The organism is Lentihominibacter sp. (assembly GCF_046951855.1).
GTDB lineage: Bacteria > Bacillota > Clostridia > Peptostreptococcales > Anaerovoracaceae > Lentihominibacter > Lentihominibacter hominis.
Genome location: NZ_JBKTXS010000018.1, coordinates 1 through 20,485, shown reverse-complemented (window position 1 = coordinate 20,485; position 20,485 = coordinate 1). Strand labels below are relative to the sequence as shown.

Annotated in this window: 13 protein-coding genes; 8 read left to right on the top strand and 5 right to left on the bottom strand. The window is 39.6% G+C overall.

Features of this window, described 5'->3' with window-relative positions; translation table 11 throughout:
* Positions 1–6 precede the first annotated feature (6 nt).
* Positions 7–3,516 (top strand): FAD-dependent oxidoreductase, encoded by a 3,510-nt coding sequence (locus ACLR96_RS06265; protein WP_177268517.1) that lies wholly within the window; start codon positions 7–9, stop codon positions 3,514–3,516.
* Between the two features lie 66 nt (positions 3,517–3,582).
* Here ACLR96_RS06265 and ACLR96_RS06260 read toward each other — a convergent pair whose 3' ends face one another.
* Genes ACLR96_RS06260 through ACLR96_RS06250 form a run of 3 tightly spaced genes read right to left on the bottom strand, consistent with a single transcriptional unit; the run spans position 3,583 to position 7,278 of the window.
* Positions 3,583–5,160: an acyl CoA:acetate/3-ketoacid CoA transferase gene (locus tag ACLR96_RS06260; protein ID WP_177268515.1), complete on the bottom strand. Its 1,578-nt coding sequence runs from the start codon at positions 5,158–5,160 to the stop codon at positions 3,583–3,585.
* A gap of 17 nt (positions 5,161–5,177) precedes the next feature.
* Positions 5,178–5,954, bottom strand: a complete 777-nt coding sequence (locus ACLR96_RS06255; RefSeq protein WP_177268513.1) for an enoyl-CoA hydratase-related protein — start codon at positions 5,952–5,954, stop codon at positions 5,178–5,180.
* A gap of 16 nt (positions 5,955–5,970) precedes the next feature.
* A complete protein-coding gene (locus ACLR96_RS06250; RefSeq protein ID WP_177268511.1) occupies positions 5,971–7,278 on the bottom strand; it encodes a GntP family permease in 1,308 nt (435 codons plus the stop codon).
* A gap of 200 nt (positions 7,279–7,478) precedes the next feature.
* On the opposite strand from ACLR96_RS06250, the gene ACLR96_RS06245 reads away from it, so the two are divergent.
* The 3 genes from ACLR96_RS06245 to ACLR96_RS06235 are packed head-to-tail and all read left to right on the top strand — an operon-like array spanning position 7,479 to position 11,878.
* Positions 7,479–8,201, top strand: coding sequence for an ABC transporter ATP-binding protein (locus ACLR96_RS06245; RefSeq protein WP_412265443.1), 723 nt, complete (start codon positions 7,479–7,481; stop codon positions 8,199–8,201).
* Positions 8,195–11,149 carry an FtsX-like permease family protein gene (locus tag ACLR96_RS06240; protein ID WP_177268509.1) on the top strand — a complete coding sequence of 985 codons (2,955 nt, stop codon included), beginning with the start codon at positions 8,195–8,197 and terminating at the stop codon, positions 11,147–11,149. Before ACLR96_RS06245 ends, ACLR96_RS06240 begins: the two co-directional genes overlap by 7 nt.
* Before the next feature lie 33 nt (positions 11,150–11,182).
* Complete coding sequence (locus ACLR96_RS06235; protein WP_177268507.1) at positions 11,183–11,878, top strand: acyl-ACP thioesterase domain-containing protein; 696 nt, start codon at positions 11,183–11,185, stop codon at positions 11,876–11,878.
* Positions 11,879–11,926: 48 nt separating this feature from the next.
* Here ACLR96_RS06235 and ACLR96_RS06230 read toward each other — a convergent pair whose 3' ends face one another.
* Positions 11,927–12,487 carry a TetR/AcrR family transcriptional regulator C-terminal domain-containing protein gene (locus ACLR96_RS06230; protein ID WP_177268505.1) on the bottom strand — a complete coding sequence of 187 codons (561 nt, stop codon included), beginning with the start codon at positions 12,485–12,487 and terminating at the stop codon, positions 11,927–11,929.
* 221 nt (positions 12,488–12,708) lie between these two features.
* Between ACLR96_RS06230 and ACLR96_RS06225 the strand changes: the two genes are divergently transcribed.
* The 4 genes from ACLR96_RS06225 to ACLR96_RS06210 are packed head-to-tail and all read left to right on the top strand — an operon-like array spanning position 12,709 to position 19,164.
* Positions 12,709–14,796 (top strand): M28 family peptidase, encoded by a 2,088-nt coding sequence (locus tag ACLR96_RS06225; protein ID WP_177268503.1) that lies wholly within the window; start codon positions 12,709–12,711, stop codon positions 14,794–14,796.
* A gap of 13 nt (positions 14,797–14,809) precedes the next feature.
* Positions 14,810–16,141 carry an amidohydrolase family protein gene (locus ACLR96_RS06220; RefSeq protein ID WP_177268501.1) on the top strand — a complete coding sequence of 444 codons (1,332 nt, stop codon included), beginning with the start codon at positions 14,810–14,812 and terminating at the stop codon, positions 16,139–16,141.
* Between the two features lie 14 nt (positions 16,142–16,155).
* On the top strand, positions 16,156–17,850 hold the full coding sequence (locus ACLR96_RS06215) for a M28 family peptidase (RefSeq protein WP_177268499.1): 1,695 nt from the start codon (positions 16,156–16,158) through the stop codon (positions 17,848–17,850).
* A 24-nt stretch (positions 17,851–17,874) separates the two neighbouring features.
* Entirely contained in the window at positions 17,875–19,164 is a 1,290-nt protein-coding gene (locus ACLR96_RS06210; protein WP_177268497.1) for an MFS transporter, read from the top strand.
* 72 nt (positions 19,165–19,236) lie between these two features.
* Here the strand turns inward: ACLR96_RS06210 and gdhA are convergent.
* The coding region (gdhA, locus tag ACLR96_RS06205) for an NADP-specific glutamate dehydrogenase (RefSeq protein WP_412265440.1) at positions 19,237–20,485 on the bottom strand (1,249 nt) is incomplete at its 5' end.

The following is a 20,485-nucleotide window of genomic DNA, read 5'->3' as shown; positions in this document are numbered from 1 at the left end:
GAAAAAATGAATAAATTCAGACTGAATATAAACGGCAAAGAAGTTCTGGGTGTTCCGGGACAGACCATTCTTGAAGTTGCCAGAGAAAATGACGTTTTCATTCCAACTCTCTGCTACGATGAAAGAACGAAGGTATACGGCGCGTGCGGTATATGTATGTGCGAGGTGGAGGGCAATCCTAAACTTTGTAAAGCTTGTGCTACGGAAATAGCTCCGGGTATGGTTATAAAGACTAATACACAGCGTGTAATAGAGTCAAGAAAAACAAATTTGGAATTACTCCTTTCAAATCATGTGGGAGACTGCAGACCGCCATGTGTATTGGCATGTCCGGCTCAGACTGACTGTCAGGGATATGTAGGACTTATTGCCAACGGAGAATATGAAGAGGCTCTTGAGCTTATAAAAGATAAACTGCCGCTTCCGGCTTCATTAGGCAGAGTATGTCCGCATCCTTGTGAAGCAGAGTGCAGAAGAGGGCTTATAGATGAACCTATTTCTATACAATGGTTAAAACGATTTGCAGCAGATCAGGATTTGATGAATGAGGATGCTTTTATTCCGGAATGCGAACCGGATACAGGCAAGAGCGTGGCTGTTATAGGCGGAGGCCCTATGGGACTGTCTGCAGCATATTTTCTTAGACAGAAAGGCCACGCCGTTACAGTGTTTGAAGCTATGCCTAAAGCGGGCGGTATGTTAAGATATGGGATACCTGAATACAGACTGCCTAAAGAGGTTCTCGATGATGAAATTTTTACCATTCAGAAAATGGGTGTGGAGATAATCACAGACACTAAGATTGGCAAGGATATACCGTTTGAAACTGTAAAACAAGATTTTGATGCGGTTCTTATTGGTATAGGTGCATGGATATCCACAGGCGTGGGCTGCACAGGCGAGGATGCGGAAGGCGTTATCGGTGGTATTGACTTTTTGAGAAAAGTTGTAAGAAATGAGGAGATACAGCTTGGAGAAAAAGTTGCTATAGTGGGCGGAGGAAATACTGCTATGGATGCCTGCAGAACAGCGGTAAGGCTTGGAGCGAAAAAAGTTTATAATATCTACAGAAGAACTAAGGATGAAATGCCTGCAGATATGGTAGAAATTGAAGAAGCGGAAGAAGAAGGCGTTATATTCAAGAACCTGACAAATCCTCTTGAGGTGGTAAAAGATGAGACCGGTCATGTTAAAGAGGTAATTCTTCAGGTAATGGAACTGGGTGAGCCTGATGAATCAGGGAGAAGAAGACCTATACCTGTTAAAGGAAAAACCGAAACGATAACTATAGATACTATGATACTGGCTATAGGTCAGGCAGTTGACGCATCTGTATTTGACTGTGATAAGACCAGAAAGAATGCGATCGCTTACGATAAGGAAACCTTCATGACCAGCATTCCGGGTGTGTTTGCAGGCGGAGACTGCGGTAATGACAAGATTTCCATAGCTGTAGAGGCAATAGCTGACGCAAAGAAAGCATCGGAGGTTATAGACGCCTATTTGGACGGTGAAGTAATAAAATATGAAAAGCCGTATTTCGTAGAGAGAGATGATATTACAGAAAAAACATTTGAAGACAGAGAGAGAATGTGCAGGCCGGAGATGCCTCAGCTCAGAGCTGAAGAACGAAAGGATAATTTCAGCGAGGTTATTCCTGATGGATATACTGCAGAAGAGGCCGAGGCTGAAGCGTCTAGGTGTCTTGAATGCGGATGTCATGATTACTTCGAATGCAAGCTTATAGATCTGGCTCATCAGTATGATGTTGATCCTGACAGATTTGCCGGGGATAAGAACAAGGTTGAATACGAAGACAATCATCCTTTCATCGTGAGAGATCCTAACAAATGTATCCTCTGCGGTCTCTGCGTGAGAGTATGTGATGAGGTGATGGGAGTGGGAGCGCTTGGTCTTGTCAACAGGGGTTTTGATACTGTAGTTAAGCCAAATATGGAAAAACCTCTTGTTGAATCAGGATGTATTTCGTGCGGTCAGTGCGTGAGTGTCTGCCCTACAGGTGCTCTCCAGGAGCGAACAACCATGATAAAAGAAACTCCTGTAGAAACTCTTGAAACAGACACCACATGTTCATACTGTTCGGTAGGCTGTAGTCTCAAGCTGGAAAGCTGTGGAGACATGCTTATAAAGGCAAATCCTGCAAAAGACGGCGCTGTAAATGCAGGTCTTGCATGTGGCAAGGGGAAATGGGGCTTTGACTGTTCAATGCTTGAAGATAAACTTGAAGAGCCACTTATTAAGACTTCGGAAGGTTTTAGAGAGGCGGATTACCATGAAGCTCTTGTAATGATTGCCAAGAAATGCCAGTCAGTTGGTGCCAAATATGGAAAAGATGCCATAGGAGTTGCTGTTTCAGACAGATATACCAATGAGGAGGCCTATGCTATGAAGAAGATGGCAGAGGCTATGGGGGCAAAGATTTTCTGTATGAACAGCAGAAAGAGCGGCATCAAACAGGTTATCGGTCATGATGCTTCGCCTAATACTATAGATGAGCTGCTTTCTACAGATGTTATTCTGGCCGTAGGATTTAATGCCACAGATAATCCTGTTATACAGCTTAAGATGAAGCAGGCATCTGAACGAGGAACTAAGGTAATACTGGTTAATCCGGAGAAATATCCGCAGAAGATGAATTACCTTTACGATGAGATTTACACTGCCAATGATCTGACTTTTATAAAGGAAATCGCCAAAGCAATAATAGACAGCGGAAAAGCTAAGAATGCGGAGGGATACGAAGCGTTTGCAGAAAGCCTTGAGTCTGTAAAGGTAGGAGAGGCGGCAAAGGCTGTGGCTGATGTATATATGAATGCTAAAAAGGCAATGATAGTATTCACTCAGAATCTTATAACTTCCGATGCGGCAGCTTTATTGGCTGATATAGCTGTGATAAGCGGGCATATCGGAAGTCCGAGAGACGGTATGCTTCAGGTTAAACCGAAGAATAATTCACAAGGCCTTATAGATATGGGAATAACATCAGGTGCAGAAGAACTGAACGGGGTGAAAGCACTTTTAGTATTCGGTGAGGAAGCAGATATAGATATAGATGCTCTGGAGTTCTTGGCAGTGTGTGACACACATGTGACGTCTCTTGCAGCTAAAGCAGATGTGGTGATACCGGGAACGGGATTCGCCTCTACGGATGGTACCTATACCAACACTGAGCGAAGAATGCAGCTGGTATTAGCGGCTATTGATGAAAACGTAGCTCTCAGTAACTGGGAGGTGGCTGCAGAAATTGCTCATGTACTGGAAGTAGATTATGAATGGGAAGATACTGAGGATATTTCCATGGAGATGAACGATACAGTTCCGGCATACAAATATGCTGAGGTAGGAAAAGTTCTTGGAGGAGTTCTTACTCCTTCAGAAAATGCAGGACTTGTTGTTGTTGAGGATGGAAAATTTGCAGATCCGATAAAGTGCACAGACAGTCTGATGAATGTTATTATGGAAAGACTTCCTAAACCAGCTGATCCGACAGCTTAGGATATTTTCTTGATAATAAAAGACCGGTAAGAAAATAATTGATTCTTACCGGTCTTTTTGTTTTTGTTATTTAAGGATTATTCCCATGGGTTTATTTATGAACAGTCGTGTATCCATCAGTTTTAGATTCTCTGATATGTGAGGTGTGAATTCCATTTTATCAAGGATATCTTTTTGCAGATTAGCTCCGGGAGCAATTTCTATGAGGACCGGACCTTCTGGCTGAAGCCTGAAAACGGCACGCTCAGTTATATAAAGTACATTTTGCCGTCCTTTATCAAGAGAATTTTCTCCTGAAAATGTTATATGATCTACGTTCTTTTTGAATTTTATATGAGGTCCGTCTTTGATTATCCTGATACCTCCGTTTTCTATTCGTATATCGCTTTTCCCTGCGGTAAATGTTCCCATAAAACATATGTTTTTCGCTCCTTGGGTTATGTTTATGAATCCTCCGGGGCCGGGAACTTTTCCTGCGAACCTTGATACATTCACGTTTCCGTGCATATCTATTTCTGCTGATCCAAGGCAGGCAAAGTCAATACCGCCTCCGTCATAGAAATCAAACATATCAGGTTGTTTTAATATGGCATCGGGATTGTATGCTGCTCCTGTAGCTATTCCCGGAGCAGGGACACCCCCCATAACGCCGGACTCTATGCTGGCAGATACTTTTTTGATAAGGCCTTCTTCATTTAAGACGTTAGAAACGCTCATAGGAAGACCTATTCCGAGATTGATAAATGAGTCTTCTTTAAGTTCAAAAACTCCTCTTCTGCATATCACTTTTTCTTTTGTAAGAGGGAGCGTCTTTATTTCTTCAAGCTGTATTTTTTCGTCTCCACACCATGAATTGATCGGCTTAGGCAGTCCTTGGATAAAATGTTGCCCCGTGTTTTCCGGTGAGCCGAGTATCACATAATCAACAAGGGTGGAAGGCACCGTTACCATTTGAGGATGAAGATCTCCACTTTCAACGATTTCATCAACCTGAACCATGACTATACCTCCTGAATTTCTGGCGGCGGTAGCCATTTCTAACTGTTCTAAGTGCATAGCTTCCTTTTCCAGGGAAATATTTCCTTTATTATCAGCTTTAGTTCCCTTTATTATTGCGATATCTATAGGGAAGGCAGGGTAGAAGAGACATTCGGATCCGTTGAGGGAAATGAGCTGTACAGGGATATCACTGCATGCTTTCGCAGCATCGTTGATACAGCCTCCGTCTATACGCGGATCTACAAATGTTTTCATACCTACTTCGGTGATTATTCCCGGTTTTCCAGAGGCGATGGCTCTCATCATATGAGACAGCACACCTTGAGGGATCATGAAGCAGGGGAAGGCATTTTCTGTGATAAGAGGATATATCTTATTGGCGAGGCTGAGATTGCTGCACAGAAAACGTTTCATCAGGCCTTTGTGGGCAAAATGGTTTATTCCGCGGTTTTTGCCGTCACCTCCGATGCCAGCTACATTTACTACGGACAGTGAGTGGGGATGTCCTTCTTCTATGAAACGTGTTTCTATTTCACTAAGTATATCATCGGCCAGACAGAAGCTTATAAATGCATCGATAGCAACTGTGGTGCCGTCTTTTATCATAGAAGCGGCTTCTTTAGCGTTTATGAATTTGACAGTCATGTTTCAACCTTTCCAGTTTATTTGTTTTTGAACTTTATATTTTTTTCTTTTGCGAGAAAGCCGCCCATTCCTATTTTTTGGTCGTCTGTAGAAAAGAGTTTACTGAATATTTTTCTTTCTATCAGACAGCCGCCTTGTATGCTGGAATTTCGTGATATATTGACGGCTTCTTTAGCAGATTTTACGGCTATTTGACCGTTTTTTTCTATTGCTCTGCACAGACTGATGGCTTCATTAAGAAGATTTTCTTTTGAGGTGATTTTGTTGATTAGTCTTATATTCAATGCTTTTTGTGCATCTATGATTTCTGCAGTGAATATCATTTCCTTTGCTATACTTTCACCTACAGTACGGGGAAGTCGCTGCGTGCCTCCGGCACCGCAGATGACACCGAGGCTTGTTTCGGGAAGTCCCATGCGGGCATTTTCGGATGCTATCCTGATGTCGCATGCGAGAGCTAACTCCAGACCTCCCCCAAGTGCATATCCGTTGATAGCTGCGATGACAGGAAGATCCATGTTTTCAAGTCTCATATTAAGATCACTTCCCAGAGCAGCCCATACGGCTATCTCTGTTTCATTTTTTCTGTACATTTCTTTTATATCGGCACCTGCTATAAAAGCTTTGCCTGAACCGGTTATGATAACTGTATATATTTCAGGATCATTTTCCGCGGTATCCAGAGCCGTATTGATCTGGGAAATAAGGCTTTCGCAGAGAGCGTTGAGCGTATGAGGTTTGTTTATAGTTATGAGGGCCGTATGTTGTTTTTTTTCAAATATTACATTATCCATTTTATATCTCCTGAGGTTATCCTATTATGATACATAACGGCAGAGCGACGAGGAAGGTGGCAGCTACCGGGACAATCAGACATGTAACAAAGTTATATTTGTATGAAAGTTTGTGAGTGGTATTGCATATAGCGAATACTGATACTATCGAACCATTCCACGGCAGAGAGTCCAGTCCTCCGCAGCCGTCAGAGCAAAGTCTGTGGATGAATCCAAGATTATACCCTTGACTTCCGTATTCTATAAAAGTGTCTCCAAGTGTTTCGTACATGAGAGATATACCGCCGGAGGCAGAACCCAGTATTCCTGCAAATATGTTGGCTCCAACAGCGGCTACTATATAGGGGTTGGCATCTGAGTTAAGCAGTACGTCTGTGGCATACTGGTAAAAAGGCGTTGCTTTTGCGACTGAACCAAATCCTACGATTACAGCTGTATTTATGATTACAGTTACAGAAGAGACTGCGGCATTGTTGAACATGTCCAACATCTCCGGCTTGGGGAGATGTCTGTGAAACAGGATAAGAGCCGTTATTATGCCTATAAGCAGACATATGATTATATCCAGTTTAGTAATATTGAATAGTATTAATACGAGAGCTAATGGTATTATTGACAATATTCCGTTGGGTGAATCGTCTTCTTCCTCTACTCGTTTGACGCCTTCCGGCCATTGAAAATGTTCTCCGCGAAGCCGTGCTTTTTTAGCTGAATGGTTCATGAATATTATTATGGATACTGCCATTACTGCGGCTCCTGTAATGCCTGGGATAAGTCCTGCATAGGAAGGCGTGCCAAGGTATTGCATAGACACAACATTAGGTATTTGAGGTGTAAACGGACCGGTCATGGCGAAAGTCCACATACCTCCGCAGACTATACCGGGAAGCAGATATGTGGGAAGATCAGCATCTTCAAACAGTTTAAGAGCTATGGGATATACGGAAAAAATAATGACAAAACTGTTTATTCCCCCGTAACTTAGGATTGCTGCGGACATCATACAGGCCAGCATACAGTGTTTTGCTCCGAATTTTTTGGAAATGAGAGAGCCTATTTTTGCGGCGGCGCCTGAATTTTGATATATGTTTCCAAAAATATTTCCCAGAAGGAAGATAAAAAAGTATGACAGGAAAAATCCGGTGGTACCGGACATATAGGTTTCCGTTACTCCTTTGAATAGAGGCAGTCCGCTGGTAAGGCAAACAAGTATAGCGGCCAAGGGGCCTATTATGATGGGGGAGACTCTTTTGAAGATCAATACAGCCATACCGATAAAGGTGGCCAGAAGCCCCAGTCCGGAAATAAGCACTTCGTTGTTCATAATGATTATCCTTTCTAAAACACATTAATATTAGAATTATATCATAAGGAATTACAGAGTAACAAGGAGTCAAAAGTATTATTATTTATAGAATAAACACAGTATAAAGACATGATCGTCAATTTTAGTTGTCATAATCAAAATATAAGAGTAAAATAAATATAATAACTGATGGGTGAAAGGAGAGCGCAGAATCAGATATGAATCTGTGTATTCGTGATATGTCATTTGTGAGATTTGAAAATGTAGGAAAGATATACAAGTCCGGAGATGTGGAGGTGAGAGCGCTTCATGGAGTGACTTTTGAAATAGAGAAAGGCGAAGTCTGTGTAGTAGTAGGGCAGTCAGGAGCAGGAAAAACTACGCTGCTCAATATCCTTGGCGGTATGGATGTTCTTACTGAAGGAAATGTGATTCTGGACGGACGGGATATATCTTCTCTTTCCACCAAGCAAATGGCTACATACAGAAGGTTAGATATAGGCTTTGTTTTTCAGTTTTATAACCTCATACCTAATCTGACCGCTCTTGAAAATGTAGAAATTGCTTCTCAACTTTCAAAAAATCCTTTGAACAGTGAGAAGGTAATAGCCGCTGTAGGTCTTAAAGACAGAATGAATAATTTTCCGGCTCAGTTATCAGGGGGAGAGCAGCAGAGAGTGGCTATAGCCAGAGCTTTAGCAAAAAATCCAAAGCTGCTTTTATGTGATGAGCCTACAGGAGCTCTTGATTATGAGACGGGTAAATCTATATTGAAGCTTTTGCAGGAAGCTTGTAAAAAAAGTGGTATGACAGTAGTGATAATAACCCATAATTCGGCTCTTACTGCCATGGCGGATAGGGTAGTTAAGATAAAGAATGGTACCGTAGCATCAGTCAAGCTTAATGATAATGTGGTTTCCGTAGAAGAGATAGAATGGTAGAGGCGAAAAAGATGTCGGGGAATATTTATTTCAAGAATATAAGAAGGACTATATTCCAGAGTATGGGCAGATATATAGCGATCTTTGCCATTATTGCGTTGGGAGTGGGATTTTTTGCCGGCGTGAAAAATACTAAAGGTTCTATGATGCTTACGTGTAATGAATATGTTAATCGATATAATATGTATGATTTTCGTATCGTATCAACATATGGGTTTACAGAAGAAGATGTTTCTGCTGTAAGTGATGTAGAACAGGTATCGGAAGCAGAAGGATCTGTGACAGCAGATTTCTTTTCGGAAGACAGGATAGGTAATTCCATCATAATCAGAGCGCATTCTATAACTGATAAAGTAAATAAGGTAGATCTTTTAAAAGGCCGTATGCCCGAAAGTGATGACGAATGTGTGGCAGACAGTCATTTTTTTAGAGAGAGTGATATAGGAAAGACTCTTGAGGTAACGAGTGAAAACAGTAAGCAGACAAGTGATGCTTTGACATATAAAGAATATAAGATAGTAGGAATTGTAAATTCTCCTTATTATATGATGAAAACAGACAGGGGGACGACATCTTTAGGTGATGGGAAGATAGAAGCTTATGTATATATGCCTGCGAAGGGGTTTACTTCTCAGTATTTCACGGAGATCTTTGCGGTATCTGAGAAACAAGGGTTTGTGTTCAGTGACGAATATTACAGTAATATAGCCAAAACGGAAGATGCGGTTATCAATGCTGCAGAAAGCATGGCTTCAAAAAGATATCAGCAGGCAGTTGATGAAGCGCAGTCGGAGATCGATGAAGGACAGCAGGAAATTGATGAGGGAAGACAGCGGCTAAAAGAGGAAAAAAATTCAGTATATGGGCAGTTAAACAGTGCTAAAAATACGCTTGATGAACAAAGTTCTCAGATGAATTCATCCAGAGAACAGATAAATTCTCAGAAAGATTCTCTTAATTCTCAAAAACAACAGGTAGTATCAGCGATAGCTGAAGTAAAACAACAGATCGAATCTCTTGATCCTCAGGCTCCGGCGGAGACTGAGGAAACTTTGAAGACACAACTTTTACAGCTTGAGGAAAATCTCTCTCAAATAGAGGGAGGACTGGAGGAAGTTTCAGAGGGCGAAAAGAAACTGGATTTGGCTGAAGGGCAGATAAAAAACGGATACAGTGATTATTATTCCAATAAAAGCAAAGCTGAAAGAAGCTTTGCTTCGGCTGAGGCAGAGCTTTCCAATGGGCAGACAGAAATAAATAAAGCGAAAGAAGATCTGGAAAATTTTGAAAAACCGGAAATATTTGTTCAGGATAGAGAGGATAATCTGGGTTTTGGTTCATTTGAGAGCAATGCTGATATTGTAGACAGCATTGCAAAAATATTCCCTGTATTTTTCTTCCTGATAGCAGCACTTGTATGCTCGACTACTATGTCCAGAATGATAGATGAGGAGAGAACGCAGATAGGTGCTCTCAGTGCTCTTGGATATACTCCGGGCAGGATAATGCTTAAATATATGATATATTCGGGGTCTGCTGCTATCTTAGGGTGTGCTGTAGGTTTTTTTGCAGGATCAAAATATTTTCCGTCTTTCATATGGAAGGCATATGGGATGATGTTTGGTTTTGCTCCTCTTGAATTTTATTTTAACTGGAAGTTGGCTTTAGTATCTCTTGCTGTGTCACTGTTGTGTTCTACAGGAACTACGTATTTGGCATGCAGGGGTCAGCTTAAACATATGCCTGCGGAGATCCTGAGGCCGAAAGCCCCGAAAGCAGGGAAACGTATATTTTTGGAGAGAGTTAGATTTATCTGGAAACATATGAAGTTTCTGCATAAAGTATCAGCCAGAAATATTTTCCGGTACAAAAAGAGGATGATAATGATGATTCTGGGAATAGGAGGTTGCACATCGCTTGTGCTGGCAGGATTCGGAATAAATGATTCTGTGGCGGGAATTGCTGACCATCAGTATTCTGAGATAGAGAAATATCATATGACAGTGGCCTTCGAACAATCGGGAGAAGATTTGAAAAAACGATTTGAGGATGAATATGGAAAAGAACTTTCCAATGCAGCATTACTACAGCAGACATCTGTAAATGCAAAAGGTCCTGATGCCAACAAATCATGCAGCCTTATGATTTCTGATGACAGAGATATTCTTAAAGCTGTGAATTTTACCGAAGACGGAAAAAAAATATCTTATCCGGGAAAAGGAGAAGCTCTTATAAACAATAAACTGGCTGAGATGTTGGGGGTTAAAGCTGGCGATACTATAGAATTAAATTATGATGATACAAAAACAGCAACACTTAAAGTCGCGGGAATATATAAAAATTATGTTTCCAACTATATATATATTAATGAGGAAACCTATCAGCAGGACATGGGGAAAGCGTATGAACCATCAGTTTTGTTTGTATCATTTAAAGATGGAATCGATATTCATAATATATCAGAGAGTATCAATGAGTTTGATGGAGTTATAGGTATATCCATAAATGAAGATGCCAAAAGCCGTGTAGATGATATGATGGTAAGTCTGAATTATATAATAATATTGGTGATCGGATGCGCCGGAGCTTTGGCCTTTATCGTGCTTTTTAATCTTGGGAATATAAATATAACAGAAAGAGAGCGTGAAATAGCTACTATAGAGGTGTTGGGATTTTATCCGAGGGAAACAGGCTCTTATGTTTTTCGTGAGAATTTTATCCTTGTACTTTTGGGAATAGCGGCAGGCTTGCCTTCGGGATTTGCTCTTCATAAGTTTATTATGAGCAGGATAGTAGTTGATGCTGTGTCCTTTAATGAGGTAATAGAGCCTGTCAGTTTCGGTTTGACTGTAGTTGTAGTTTTAGGATTCGCTTTTATAGTAGATGTGATACTGAGGCAGAAGCTTAAGCGGATAAATATGGCAGAAGCTTTGAAATCTGCGGAATAGAATAAAGTTTTATTAAAAAATTCTGGAGGAAATATGCTTGAACTAAAAGAGAAAATAAGTTTTAACAGATCAGATCTGGATGAGAATGGCAATGTGAAAGCCTCGAGTATAATGTATCATTTTCAGGAGATTGCATCTCATCATGCTGATTCTCTGGGGTATGGGTATGATGGGTTAATCAGAGACGACAGGATATGGGTCTTGTCTAAACTGAAATTTAAGATATATGATAAGCTCATCTCGGAGAAGGAGTATATACTCTCCACATACCCAAGGCCCAAAAAGGGATTGACTTTTTTTAGGGATTATTACCTTCGTGATGGTGAGGGTATTCTTACAGCAGCAGGAATGAGTCACTGGTGTATAATAAATTTCAGGACAAGAAAGCTGGAGAAAACAGATATAAATTTTGACGGAGAATATATAGATCACGTTCCTTTTGAGGAAGGAATAGAAAAGATAAAGGCTGTAGATCCTGTGAAGGCAGGCAGTCATGTTGTAACAGAAGCGGATCTTGATGTTAACAGACATGTCAATAATTGTAGATATGCTGATATTATAAGTGGCGTACTGGGAAAAAACAATTATGGCAGTTTTATCATGAACTTTTCGAAAGAAGCAATGCTGGGGGATGAGATTCTTCTGTACACGGAGGTTCAAAATAAGGAAACGATAATAGTAGGTAAGCTGAAAGACGGAACAGTTATTTTTCAGGCAGGAGTGAAATAAGCGATAAAATAAATATGTAAAAAACGATACCTATAAAAGTATCGTTTTTTATGTATATAGAGGATCACAGACTGAATCTATATCTATAAGTAATCTTAATAATTTTTCTTTTGGATAAATAAGATCTGTTTCAAGCCAAAGACTTAATACTGAAATAAATCCTTCGTTTTGATATCGTGATATGAATTTCCACTCTTCTTTCATTTCAGGCATATCCATCTCATAGAGGACGATAGAGTGGAATTTTTCTTCAAAAAAATTTGTCATCTTATTTCTAAAGGTTCCGGGAGAATTTCTTAACATAAAAATGCGGCATATATTGGCGTTATCATATATGTAATTGATCAGAGTTTTATACACTTCATTATATTTATGGGTGGGTTCTTTAATAATAATATTATTTATTTCTTTAAACAGATCGCTTTCCATCTGATCATATAAATCATAGATATCTTGGTAATGGGTATAAAAAGCTCCTCGTGAAACATCTGCGAGATCTGTCAGCTCTTTGACAGAAATATTATGTAGTTCCTTTGTTTGCAATAATTTTGAAAGAGACTCTTTGAGGAGTCTTTTTGTTCTTTTTACACGTCTGTCGGAATTGTTCATATTGTACTCCTTTTTTCCTTTTAAAACATGTTAATAGACAGAGGATTGTTTAACTGTCTGCTAATTGACATTTTCGGTTGATATTGAATATGGTTTTTACGTCAGATCTTAATTATAATAAGATCACAAAAAATAATCAACATATGTTTAAAAAAAGATTTTTCGGAATATTATGAGTGTGTAGTTTTGAAAGAGGCTGCATATGAGAAAGGAGTGATAATTTGGAATGTAAGACACTGAAACAGAATATTGAACGTTATTGCAGTAAGGTTGATACTGACCGGTGGACAGAATTTGTCAGAGATTATTCAGCTATAGGAGACAGTTTGATTTATGGCGGAAAACATGGAGGCAGTGATGCTGAACATGCAGGTGCTGAATATATAGCGCAGCAGCTTCGCAGTATAGGGGTAGAAAAAGTAGAAATTGTAGAAACCCCTGTAAGCAAATATCAGTTTAATGATGCCCGGCTTCGTGTGATTTCAGATATCGATAATATTGAACATATGGAAATTAGACCTTATGGTTATCGATCTCCGGGAACAGGCAGCAACGGTATAACTGCAAGCTTGGTAGATGTAGGTACAGCAACGAGAGATGAACTGAAAAATTTGAATATAGAGGGTAAGATAGCACTTTTTTGCGGCATGGATGTTTTAGAAGCTGGGAATCTGATAGCACAGATTGAGGAAACTGTAATAAATAAAGCTGCCGCACTGTTGATTTATGCAGGGGAGGGTGTACTCAATGAAGAAACGATACGTGTACAGACGCCCATGAATAAATCGCCTATTCCTATAATGGGTATTAGTTTAAAACATGCTAATTATTTGAAAGGTATTTTGAAAAAAGTCGGAGAAATAGAACTCAATTTGACTGTAGATGCTGTTTATACTCCTGATGTAGGAGTTACATATAATGTGCTGGGAGAAATACCGGGGAGTATGAGTGAAGAAAAAATAGTCTTTTCTGCTCATCTTGACCATTTTTTTCGCTGTATTCAGGATAATATATCGTCATGTGCAGCTTTGCTGGGTATAGCTCATGCCGTTATGCGTTCAGGATACAGACCGAAGAGGAGTATGATCTTTGCTTTTCATGGGGCACATGAGTGTGGGATGATTGATACAAAATATCCTTATATTACCGGCTCATACGAGACTATAAAAAAGAAGATGACAGAATGGAAAAATAAAGTGATTGCTGATATCAATTTTGAATATGCAGCTCTTGCTCTTGAAGAATTGAAGGCTGTTACCACAATAGGGAATGAGATTAATTTGTTTGATTATATCAATTATTCTCCGGAGCTTACCGGAGGTTTCGAAAAAAAATCAGCAGGCACGGGTTCACAGCTATATAATGGTTTATCCTGGTGTGACGGGATTTCATACTGCACAGCGGGAATTCCGGTATATACCAATGATATTATTACAGAACAGCTTGAGGGAAAATCAGCATATATAGGCAGAGACCATTCAAATCATGATAACTGGGAAAGCTACAATCCAGATGCATTAAGAGATTCAATTCGGTACTATGGGGGATTAGGGATATATTTGGATTCGCTTCCATATCTGGAAATTGATTTTTCGGCACAGTCTAAACGTATACGTGTTGAATCAGATTTTGATTCTCTGGAAGAACAGGGGATAAAAACGGGAAGAATGCAATATAAGCTTAAACTTTTAGAAGATGCTTCGAAAATATTGCTTAAAGAATTAAAGGATAAAAATCAAAAATATTTTATGGAAGTGGATTCTGGAATTGACACAGATAAGCAGAGAGAGTTTTATGATAATGCTCGCAGATATAATTCGTATATCTTGAAGATATTCGACTTTTTTCAAACTAAAATAGATGCGGTTGCTCCGTCGGATTTTCTCATTTCCAGAAGCGGAAAATATCTTATGAACATAGGGCTAATGGAGGAAGCGGAGGAATTTTTAAGAAATAAAGAACCTGAAAAGGCAAAACAGTGTCTTTTTCAAGTTGATATGGCGGGGATTTCATATTACTTCAGCGAGATGATATCTGAGAAAATGTGTCATCAGATAAATGGAAAAGAGTATGAAAAAAGAAGAACGTGGGCATCAGGAAAGGAGCTGAATTGTTATACTTTTTATCCTTTGATGACACAGTTAAAACAAAAAATTGAAAATGGGGATGAAGATTTTAAAGAGGAAATAAAGATGATGCGCAAAGCGATACGCAGGGAAATGATAAGGTTCATCATCGAATTAAAGAGAGAATTCAAAACCATAAAAAAAGGCATAAAAATGATAAGGTGTTTAAAGGAATCTATTTAAAGCGGAGGGTTTCATGGAATTGAAGGAAAATTATGTGTTGAAAAATGTAAACTTGATTGATGGTTACGGAAAAGAAATAAAAGAAAATATGTTTGTAGCGGTAAGCGGGCGACACATCATGCAGATTGATGATATGTCTGAATACAAAGCAGACAACGTATTTCAGGAAATTGAACTTGCAGGTCATTATGTGATGCCGGGGCTGATAGATGCACATATTCATCTATCAGGAGGACGTGGAGAAGGACTTTATTTGGATGGAGATATTATTTCAGAACCGAATCTTATGAGAGGAATGCGTTCTGTTGGAGATGCTCAGACGTTGCTGAAAAGCGGAATTACATCGTGCAGGGATATTTCGTGGAATGGCCTTTATTTAAAAAGAATTTTCAGAGAGGAACGCATAGTGGGGCCGAGAATCATAGCTTGTGGTCCGGGTCTTGCGAGAACAGGCGGACACTGTGATACATTTCAGTTTTCTGAGGAGATGGTGCAAAAACGGCATCAGTGGGCTGTGCTGGCAGATGGTCCCGAGGAATGCCGCAAATGGGTGAGAAGGATACTCAGGCAAGGTGCAGATCAGATAAAGTTTTGGGCTTCAGGAGGTGGGAATTGGGCTACAGATAATGTATTTGATGTACATTATACTTTTGAAGAAATGAAAATGATATGTGATGAAGCACATAAAATCAGTGGAACTATGGTGTGTGCTCATGCTGAGAACCTGGAATCAATTAAACAGTGTATAAAAGCAGGAGTAGATACAATAGAACATGGAGAAATGTTAGATGAGGAATGTATGGAGCTAATGATTGAAAGAGGAATTATTCTTGTTCCAACGATAAATCTTCTGACAAATGCAAGCGGCAGTTTTGATTTGGGTTCAGAAGAGGAAAAACCCATAAGGACATTTGCATTTCATCAGAGAAGTGATGGTGGCCCTGAAACATCTTTGTATTCAGATGAAGAACTTGAAATGTATACTAATATGATTATCGACAATTTTTCCAAGGCAAAGGAAAAGGGTGTGAAGATAGCGATGGGTTCGGATACTGTATACGAACCAGTGACTCCGTATGGAGAATATACTATGCAGGAATATAAGGCCTTGAAGCATATAGGGATGACTGTTTCGGAAATAATTACTTCTGCTACGCTGAATTCTGCAAAAGCGTTAGGAATGGATCATAAGACAGGAACTTTAGAAGTGGGGAAATTAGCAGATATCTTGGTACTTATAAAGAATCCTGCAGAAGATATAGAAATATTATGTGATAATTCAAATATTCGTTATGTAATACAAAATGGAAAAGTAGTTGTTGAAGAAGGGTGCTTAAAATATTAAGAAAGGATTAAAAGATGAAAATAAAGTTTAAAGAAAAATTATTTCCTAAAAAAGAAGAAATTTTTTCATGGATATGTGATTTATCGCAGTGGGGGCACAGAAAAACAGGCTCAGAGGAAGGGCGAAAGTCAGCTGAATATATTGCTTCCAAATTCAATGAATTTGGACTTGAGGATATCAAAATCGAGGAGGTTCCCGCAGTGTTTCTAAATACCGATATATGCAGTTTGAATATAGACGGCGATGATTTTGAATGTTTTGCGGGAAATGGAACTAACAGAAAAGCAGAGACAGGTATTTTTGAGATTGGAATTGACGGATCGGAAGCAGAATTCGTATATATAGGAGAAGGTAGTGAGGAAGATGTAAAAGATTTAGATCTGACCGGGAAAATTGTTGTCAGTGATATGCGTTTTCAGAAAATGAGTGCTGATATGCGTATGGATATCTTTGAAGAGGCGGAGCTTTTTGATCCTGAAGGAAAGCTTAAAAAAACGCTGAAAAAATACAATATTTTTACTCCGGGAACATGGCCTTTTAATTATATCAATGCTTCTAAAGCAGGAGCAAAAGGTTTTATAGGGATATTGGATGATTATTATGATGATCCGTATTGGTACAATGAAGATTATACGGATATCGGACTTCCTTTGGAAACGGAATATATGGCTTTGCCGGCAGTTTGGATATCAAGAAGCAGCGGAAATATTCTCAGAGACAAATTCAGGAAAAAAGAAGTGCTGAAGGGAGTTATGAAACTGCGTTCTGATTATAATTACAGAACTGCAAGGAATGTAAGCGGAAAACTGCCGGGTCAATCTGATGAGATAATACTGGTTCATTCACATCATGATGCTGTTTTCACAGGCGCGGTTCAGGATGGTTCAGGGATATCGGAGATGATGGCTCTTGCTAAATATTTTTCTCAGATACCTGAGGAAGAACGCAAGAAAACTATGATGTTTGCAGCTACAGATACTCATTATGCTAATTATGTCGGGCATGAAGAATTCATACGTACAAGACATTCCAATGGTGAAAAGCTTATACTCGATCTTTGTATTGAACATATAGGAAAAGAAACTGCTTTTGATGAAAATTACAATGAATATGAAACAGGAGAACCTGAATTTAGAATTGTGTATGTATCTAATCAATCCGGCTTGTATGATATCGTAAAGGAAAAATATGTTAAGTATGGTCTTGATAAAACTCTGTTTGTTAAAACAGATGTAGGGAGAGGTCTTGATCAGGAAGAATATGAGTTTTCAGAAAACGAAGTAATATCGGATGCATATTGTTTTAATGAAGATGGAATTCCCATAGTCAGCATGGTCTCTCCTCAGATGTATATTTATCATCCGTCTGATAAACCTGACAGAATTCCTATTGATCAGCTGGAACCTGTCGGTAAAGCTTTTGCGGAAATTGCGCTTGAGGCAGCTGCAGGAACAGGAAAGGTTAATCAAAATTCAAAAGAAAAAAAAGGTACAGAGGAATTTTCTAAAGGTATATCAAATACGGTAAAAGAAATATTATCAAATGAGGAGGCGGTAAGGATAATCGAAAAATATGCGCCAGGCCTTACAAAGGATCCGCGTATAGATATGGCGATGGGTATGAAGCTTAAATCTGTTGCCCCTTTTGTCGGTTCTAAACTTAACAGGGAAGTTTTAGCAGCAATAGATAAAGAACTGAAAGAATTATAAAAATCATATTAAGGAGGAAGTATTATGGTTACTTCAATGATTCAATTAAAGGTTCCCAAAAGTAGAAAAGCTATATCACTTGTAATGATTATTTTGATGGAATTATGTATATGTTCTGTTTATTCATTGGCAGTCTTTGTCGGACCGTTAAATGAGGCTTACGGTTGGTCTGAAAATAAAATAGTCTTGGCATATACATTAACTATGTTTTGTGAGTTTCCTGCATTTTTAATAGGCGGATGGTTTATGAATAAATTCGGTGTGAAAAAAGTACAGGTAACATCAGGCATACTTTATGGTGTGGCAATAATTATAAGCGGACTGACATCAAATGTTATGATATTTGCGATTATGCAGGGAATTATGGCAGGATTGGCAATGTATGGTGTGTATATATGTAATGTAGCGCTTATAAATTCCTTGTTTCCTCGTAATAAAGGGCTTGTTATGGGTATTATGTTTGGTGCACAGGGAATAGGGAGCATTGTAATATCTCCTGTATTGGCATATTATATACAGTCCTTTCCGGTTAGCAGCGTTCTTGTGGGAGAAGGTGCAGTATTTACCATAGTTTTGCTTATTGCCACTATGTTGGTATACGATCCTACACAAGGAGATAAAAAATTGCAGGCAGAGATCCAAAAAGCGGCAGATGAACAGGAAATAGCAGAGACCATTGCAGGCAGAGACGAGAAGGCATTGCCGTCTATGGGCTGGAAAAAGGCATTGACTCACCCGGCGTTTTACATGATTTTCTTTTCAATTATTACCATTCAGATGATAGGTAATGTGTTGGTAACTGATATTGCTGTTCTGGCAGAAAATATATATGGTATCAATGAAATGGGTTCTGCGTGGGTGGTTTCTGCATTCGGAGTAGGTGCCGGATTGGGAGGAATTATCATAGGTATCGTTTCAGATAAGATAGGGCCATATAGGACAACTTTTTTTCTCGGAATAATAAATGGCATATTATTGATAGGGTTTGTAGTTCTCGGAGTAAATAGTTTTACGGCATATGCTGTTATATGCATAATACAGGGATTTACATATAACGGCATGACAACACTTAATCCGATTATGATAACCGACAGCTATAGCATAAAAGATATGGGAACCATATTGGGGCTGATAGGAATATCATATGCTGTAGTCGGCGCTATAGGCCCTCAGTTGGGATTATCCGTTCAATTTATCCCTATGATTGTAATATGTGCTTGTCTGAGTTTGGCAGGTGGAGTTTTGGTAAAAGGAGCTGCTCAAAAATTAAACAAATATTATAAAATGACGGGGAGTAGCTGTGTTGTGAAATAAGTTTTACTATATTATTAAAGCCCAGTTCAAAATTAATTGAACTGGGCTGATATTTTTTGAATGGCTATTGGTTTATACTAATCCCTGAGCCATCATAGCTTCAGCGACTCTTTCGAAACCGGCGATGTTAGCACCCTGTACCAGAGCGTTTTTATTGCCAAAATAAGTTTCTCCGGCTTTTGCACAAGCGCTGTAGATATTCTTTATAATCTGGTGCAGCTGTGCATAAACGTCTTCATGCTGGAATACAGTGTGTCCTGCGTTCTGACCCATTTCGATGCATGAGCAGGCAACGCCGCCAGCATTAGCAGCTTTAGAAGGTCCTACAGCAATCATTTTATCCATCAGATAAACGAGAGCATCGTTAGTTGTAGGCATGTTAGCACCTTCGCAATAGAATTTGCAGCCTGATTCAACAATGTTTTTAGCATCTTCCATATGTACGTCGTTCTGCATTGCACATGGGATGAACAAATCAACATTAGCTCCGAAGTCCTGATGAACGCCCCAAGGCTTTTTGCCTGCAGTGAACTTAGCATTAGGGAATTTTTCAGCATAAGGTGAGCAGATGTTTTTACCTGATGCTCTGAGTTCAAGAAGGAAATCAACCTTTTCATCAGTGTTGATGCCGTCAGGGTCATAAATGTATCCGTCCGGACCTGAGAATGCAATCAGGTTAGCGCCTAACTGCTGCAGTTTCCATGCAGCACCCCATGCCACATTACCAAATCCTGAGATAACAACATCTTTTCCTTTAATGTCTTCGCCATTGGCCTTTAGCATTTCTTCAGCATACCATACGATACCGAATCCTGTAGCTTCTGCTCTTCCGAGGAGTCCGCCGTAAGGAATTCCTTTGCCGGTGAGAACGCCTTCATATCTGTCAACGATTCTCTTATACTGTCCGAAAAGGTAACCTATTTCTCTGGCGCCGACACCGAGGTCTCCTGCAGGGACATCAGTGTTAGGTCCGATGTGTCTGTATAATTCAGTCATGAATGCCTGACAGAATCTCATTACTTCAGCGTCTGACTTTCCGTTAGGATCAAAGTCGGAACCGCCCTTGCCGCCGCCGATAGGAAGCCCTGTTAAGCTGTTTTTGAAAATCTGCTCAAATCCGAGGAATTTGATGATTCCGGGATATACGTTTGGCGCGAATCTGAGACCGCCTTTGTAAGGTCCGATTGCACTGTTGAACTGGTATCTGTATCCTTTATTAACCTGTACTTTACCAGCATCGTCAACCCAAACAACTCTGAAAGTTACTCCTCTTTCAGGTTCAGTTAATCTTTCGAGAAGAGCAGCTTCTTCATATTCGGGA

What these genes read in the sequence shown, in the direction of transcription:
- ACLR96_RS06215 (WP_177268499.1), top strand. Translation starts at nt 16,156, where the DNA reads ATGAAAATAAAGTTTAAAGAAAAATTATTTCCTAAAAAAGAAGAAATT.
- ACLR96_RS06245 (WP_412265443.1), top strand. Translation starts at nt 7,479, where the DNA reads ATGAATCTGTGTATTCGTGATATGTCATTTGTGAGATTTGAAAATGTA.
- ACLR96_RS06220 (WP_177268501.1), top strand. Translation starts at nt 14,810, where the DNA reads ATGGAATTGAAGGAAAATTATGTGTTGAAAAATGTAAACTTGATTGAT.
- ACLR96_RS06255 (WP_177268513.1), bottom strand. Translation starts at nt 5,954, where the DNA reads ATGGATAATGTAATATTTGAAAAAAAACAACATACGGCCCTCATAACT.
- ACLR96_RS06240 (WP_177268509.1), top strand. Translation starts at nt 8,195, where the DNA reads ATGGTAGAGGCGAAAAAGATGTCGGGGAATATTTATTTCAAGAATATA.
- ACLR96_RS06250 (WP_177268511.1), bottom strand. Translation starts at nt 7,278, where the DNA reads ATGAACAACGAAGTGCTTATTTCCGGACTGGGGCTTCTGGCCACCTTT.
- ACLR96_RS06235 (WP_177268507.1), top strand. Translation starts at nt 11,183, where the DNA reads ATGCTTGAACTAAAAGAGAAAATAAGTTTTAACAGATCAGATCTGGAT.
- ACLR96_RS06260 (WP_177268515.1), bottom strand. Translation starts at nt 5,160, where the DNA reads ATGACTGTCAAATTCATAAACGCTAAAGAAGCCGCTTCTATGATAAAA.
- ACLR96_RS06210 (WP_177268497.1), top strand. Translation starts at nt 17,875, where the DNA reads ATGGTTACTTCAATGATTCAATTAAAGGTTCCCAAAAGTAGAAAAGCT.
- ACLR96_RS06265 (WP_177268517.1), top strand. Translation starts at nt 7, where the DNA reads ATGAATAAATTCAGACTGAATATAAACGGCAAAGAAGTTCTGGGTGTT.
- ACLR96_RS06230 (WP_177268505.1), bottom strand. Translation starts at nt 12,487, where the DNA reads ATGAACAATTCCGACAGACGTGTAAAAAGAACAAAAAGACTCCTCAAA.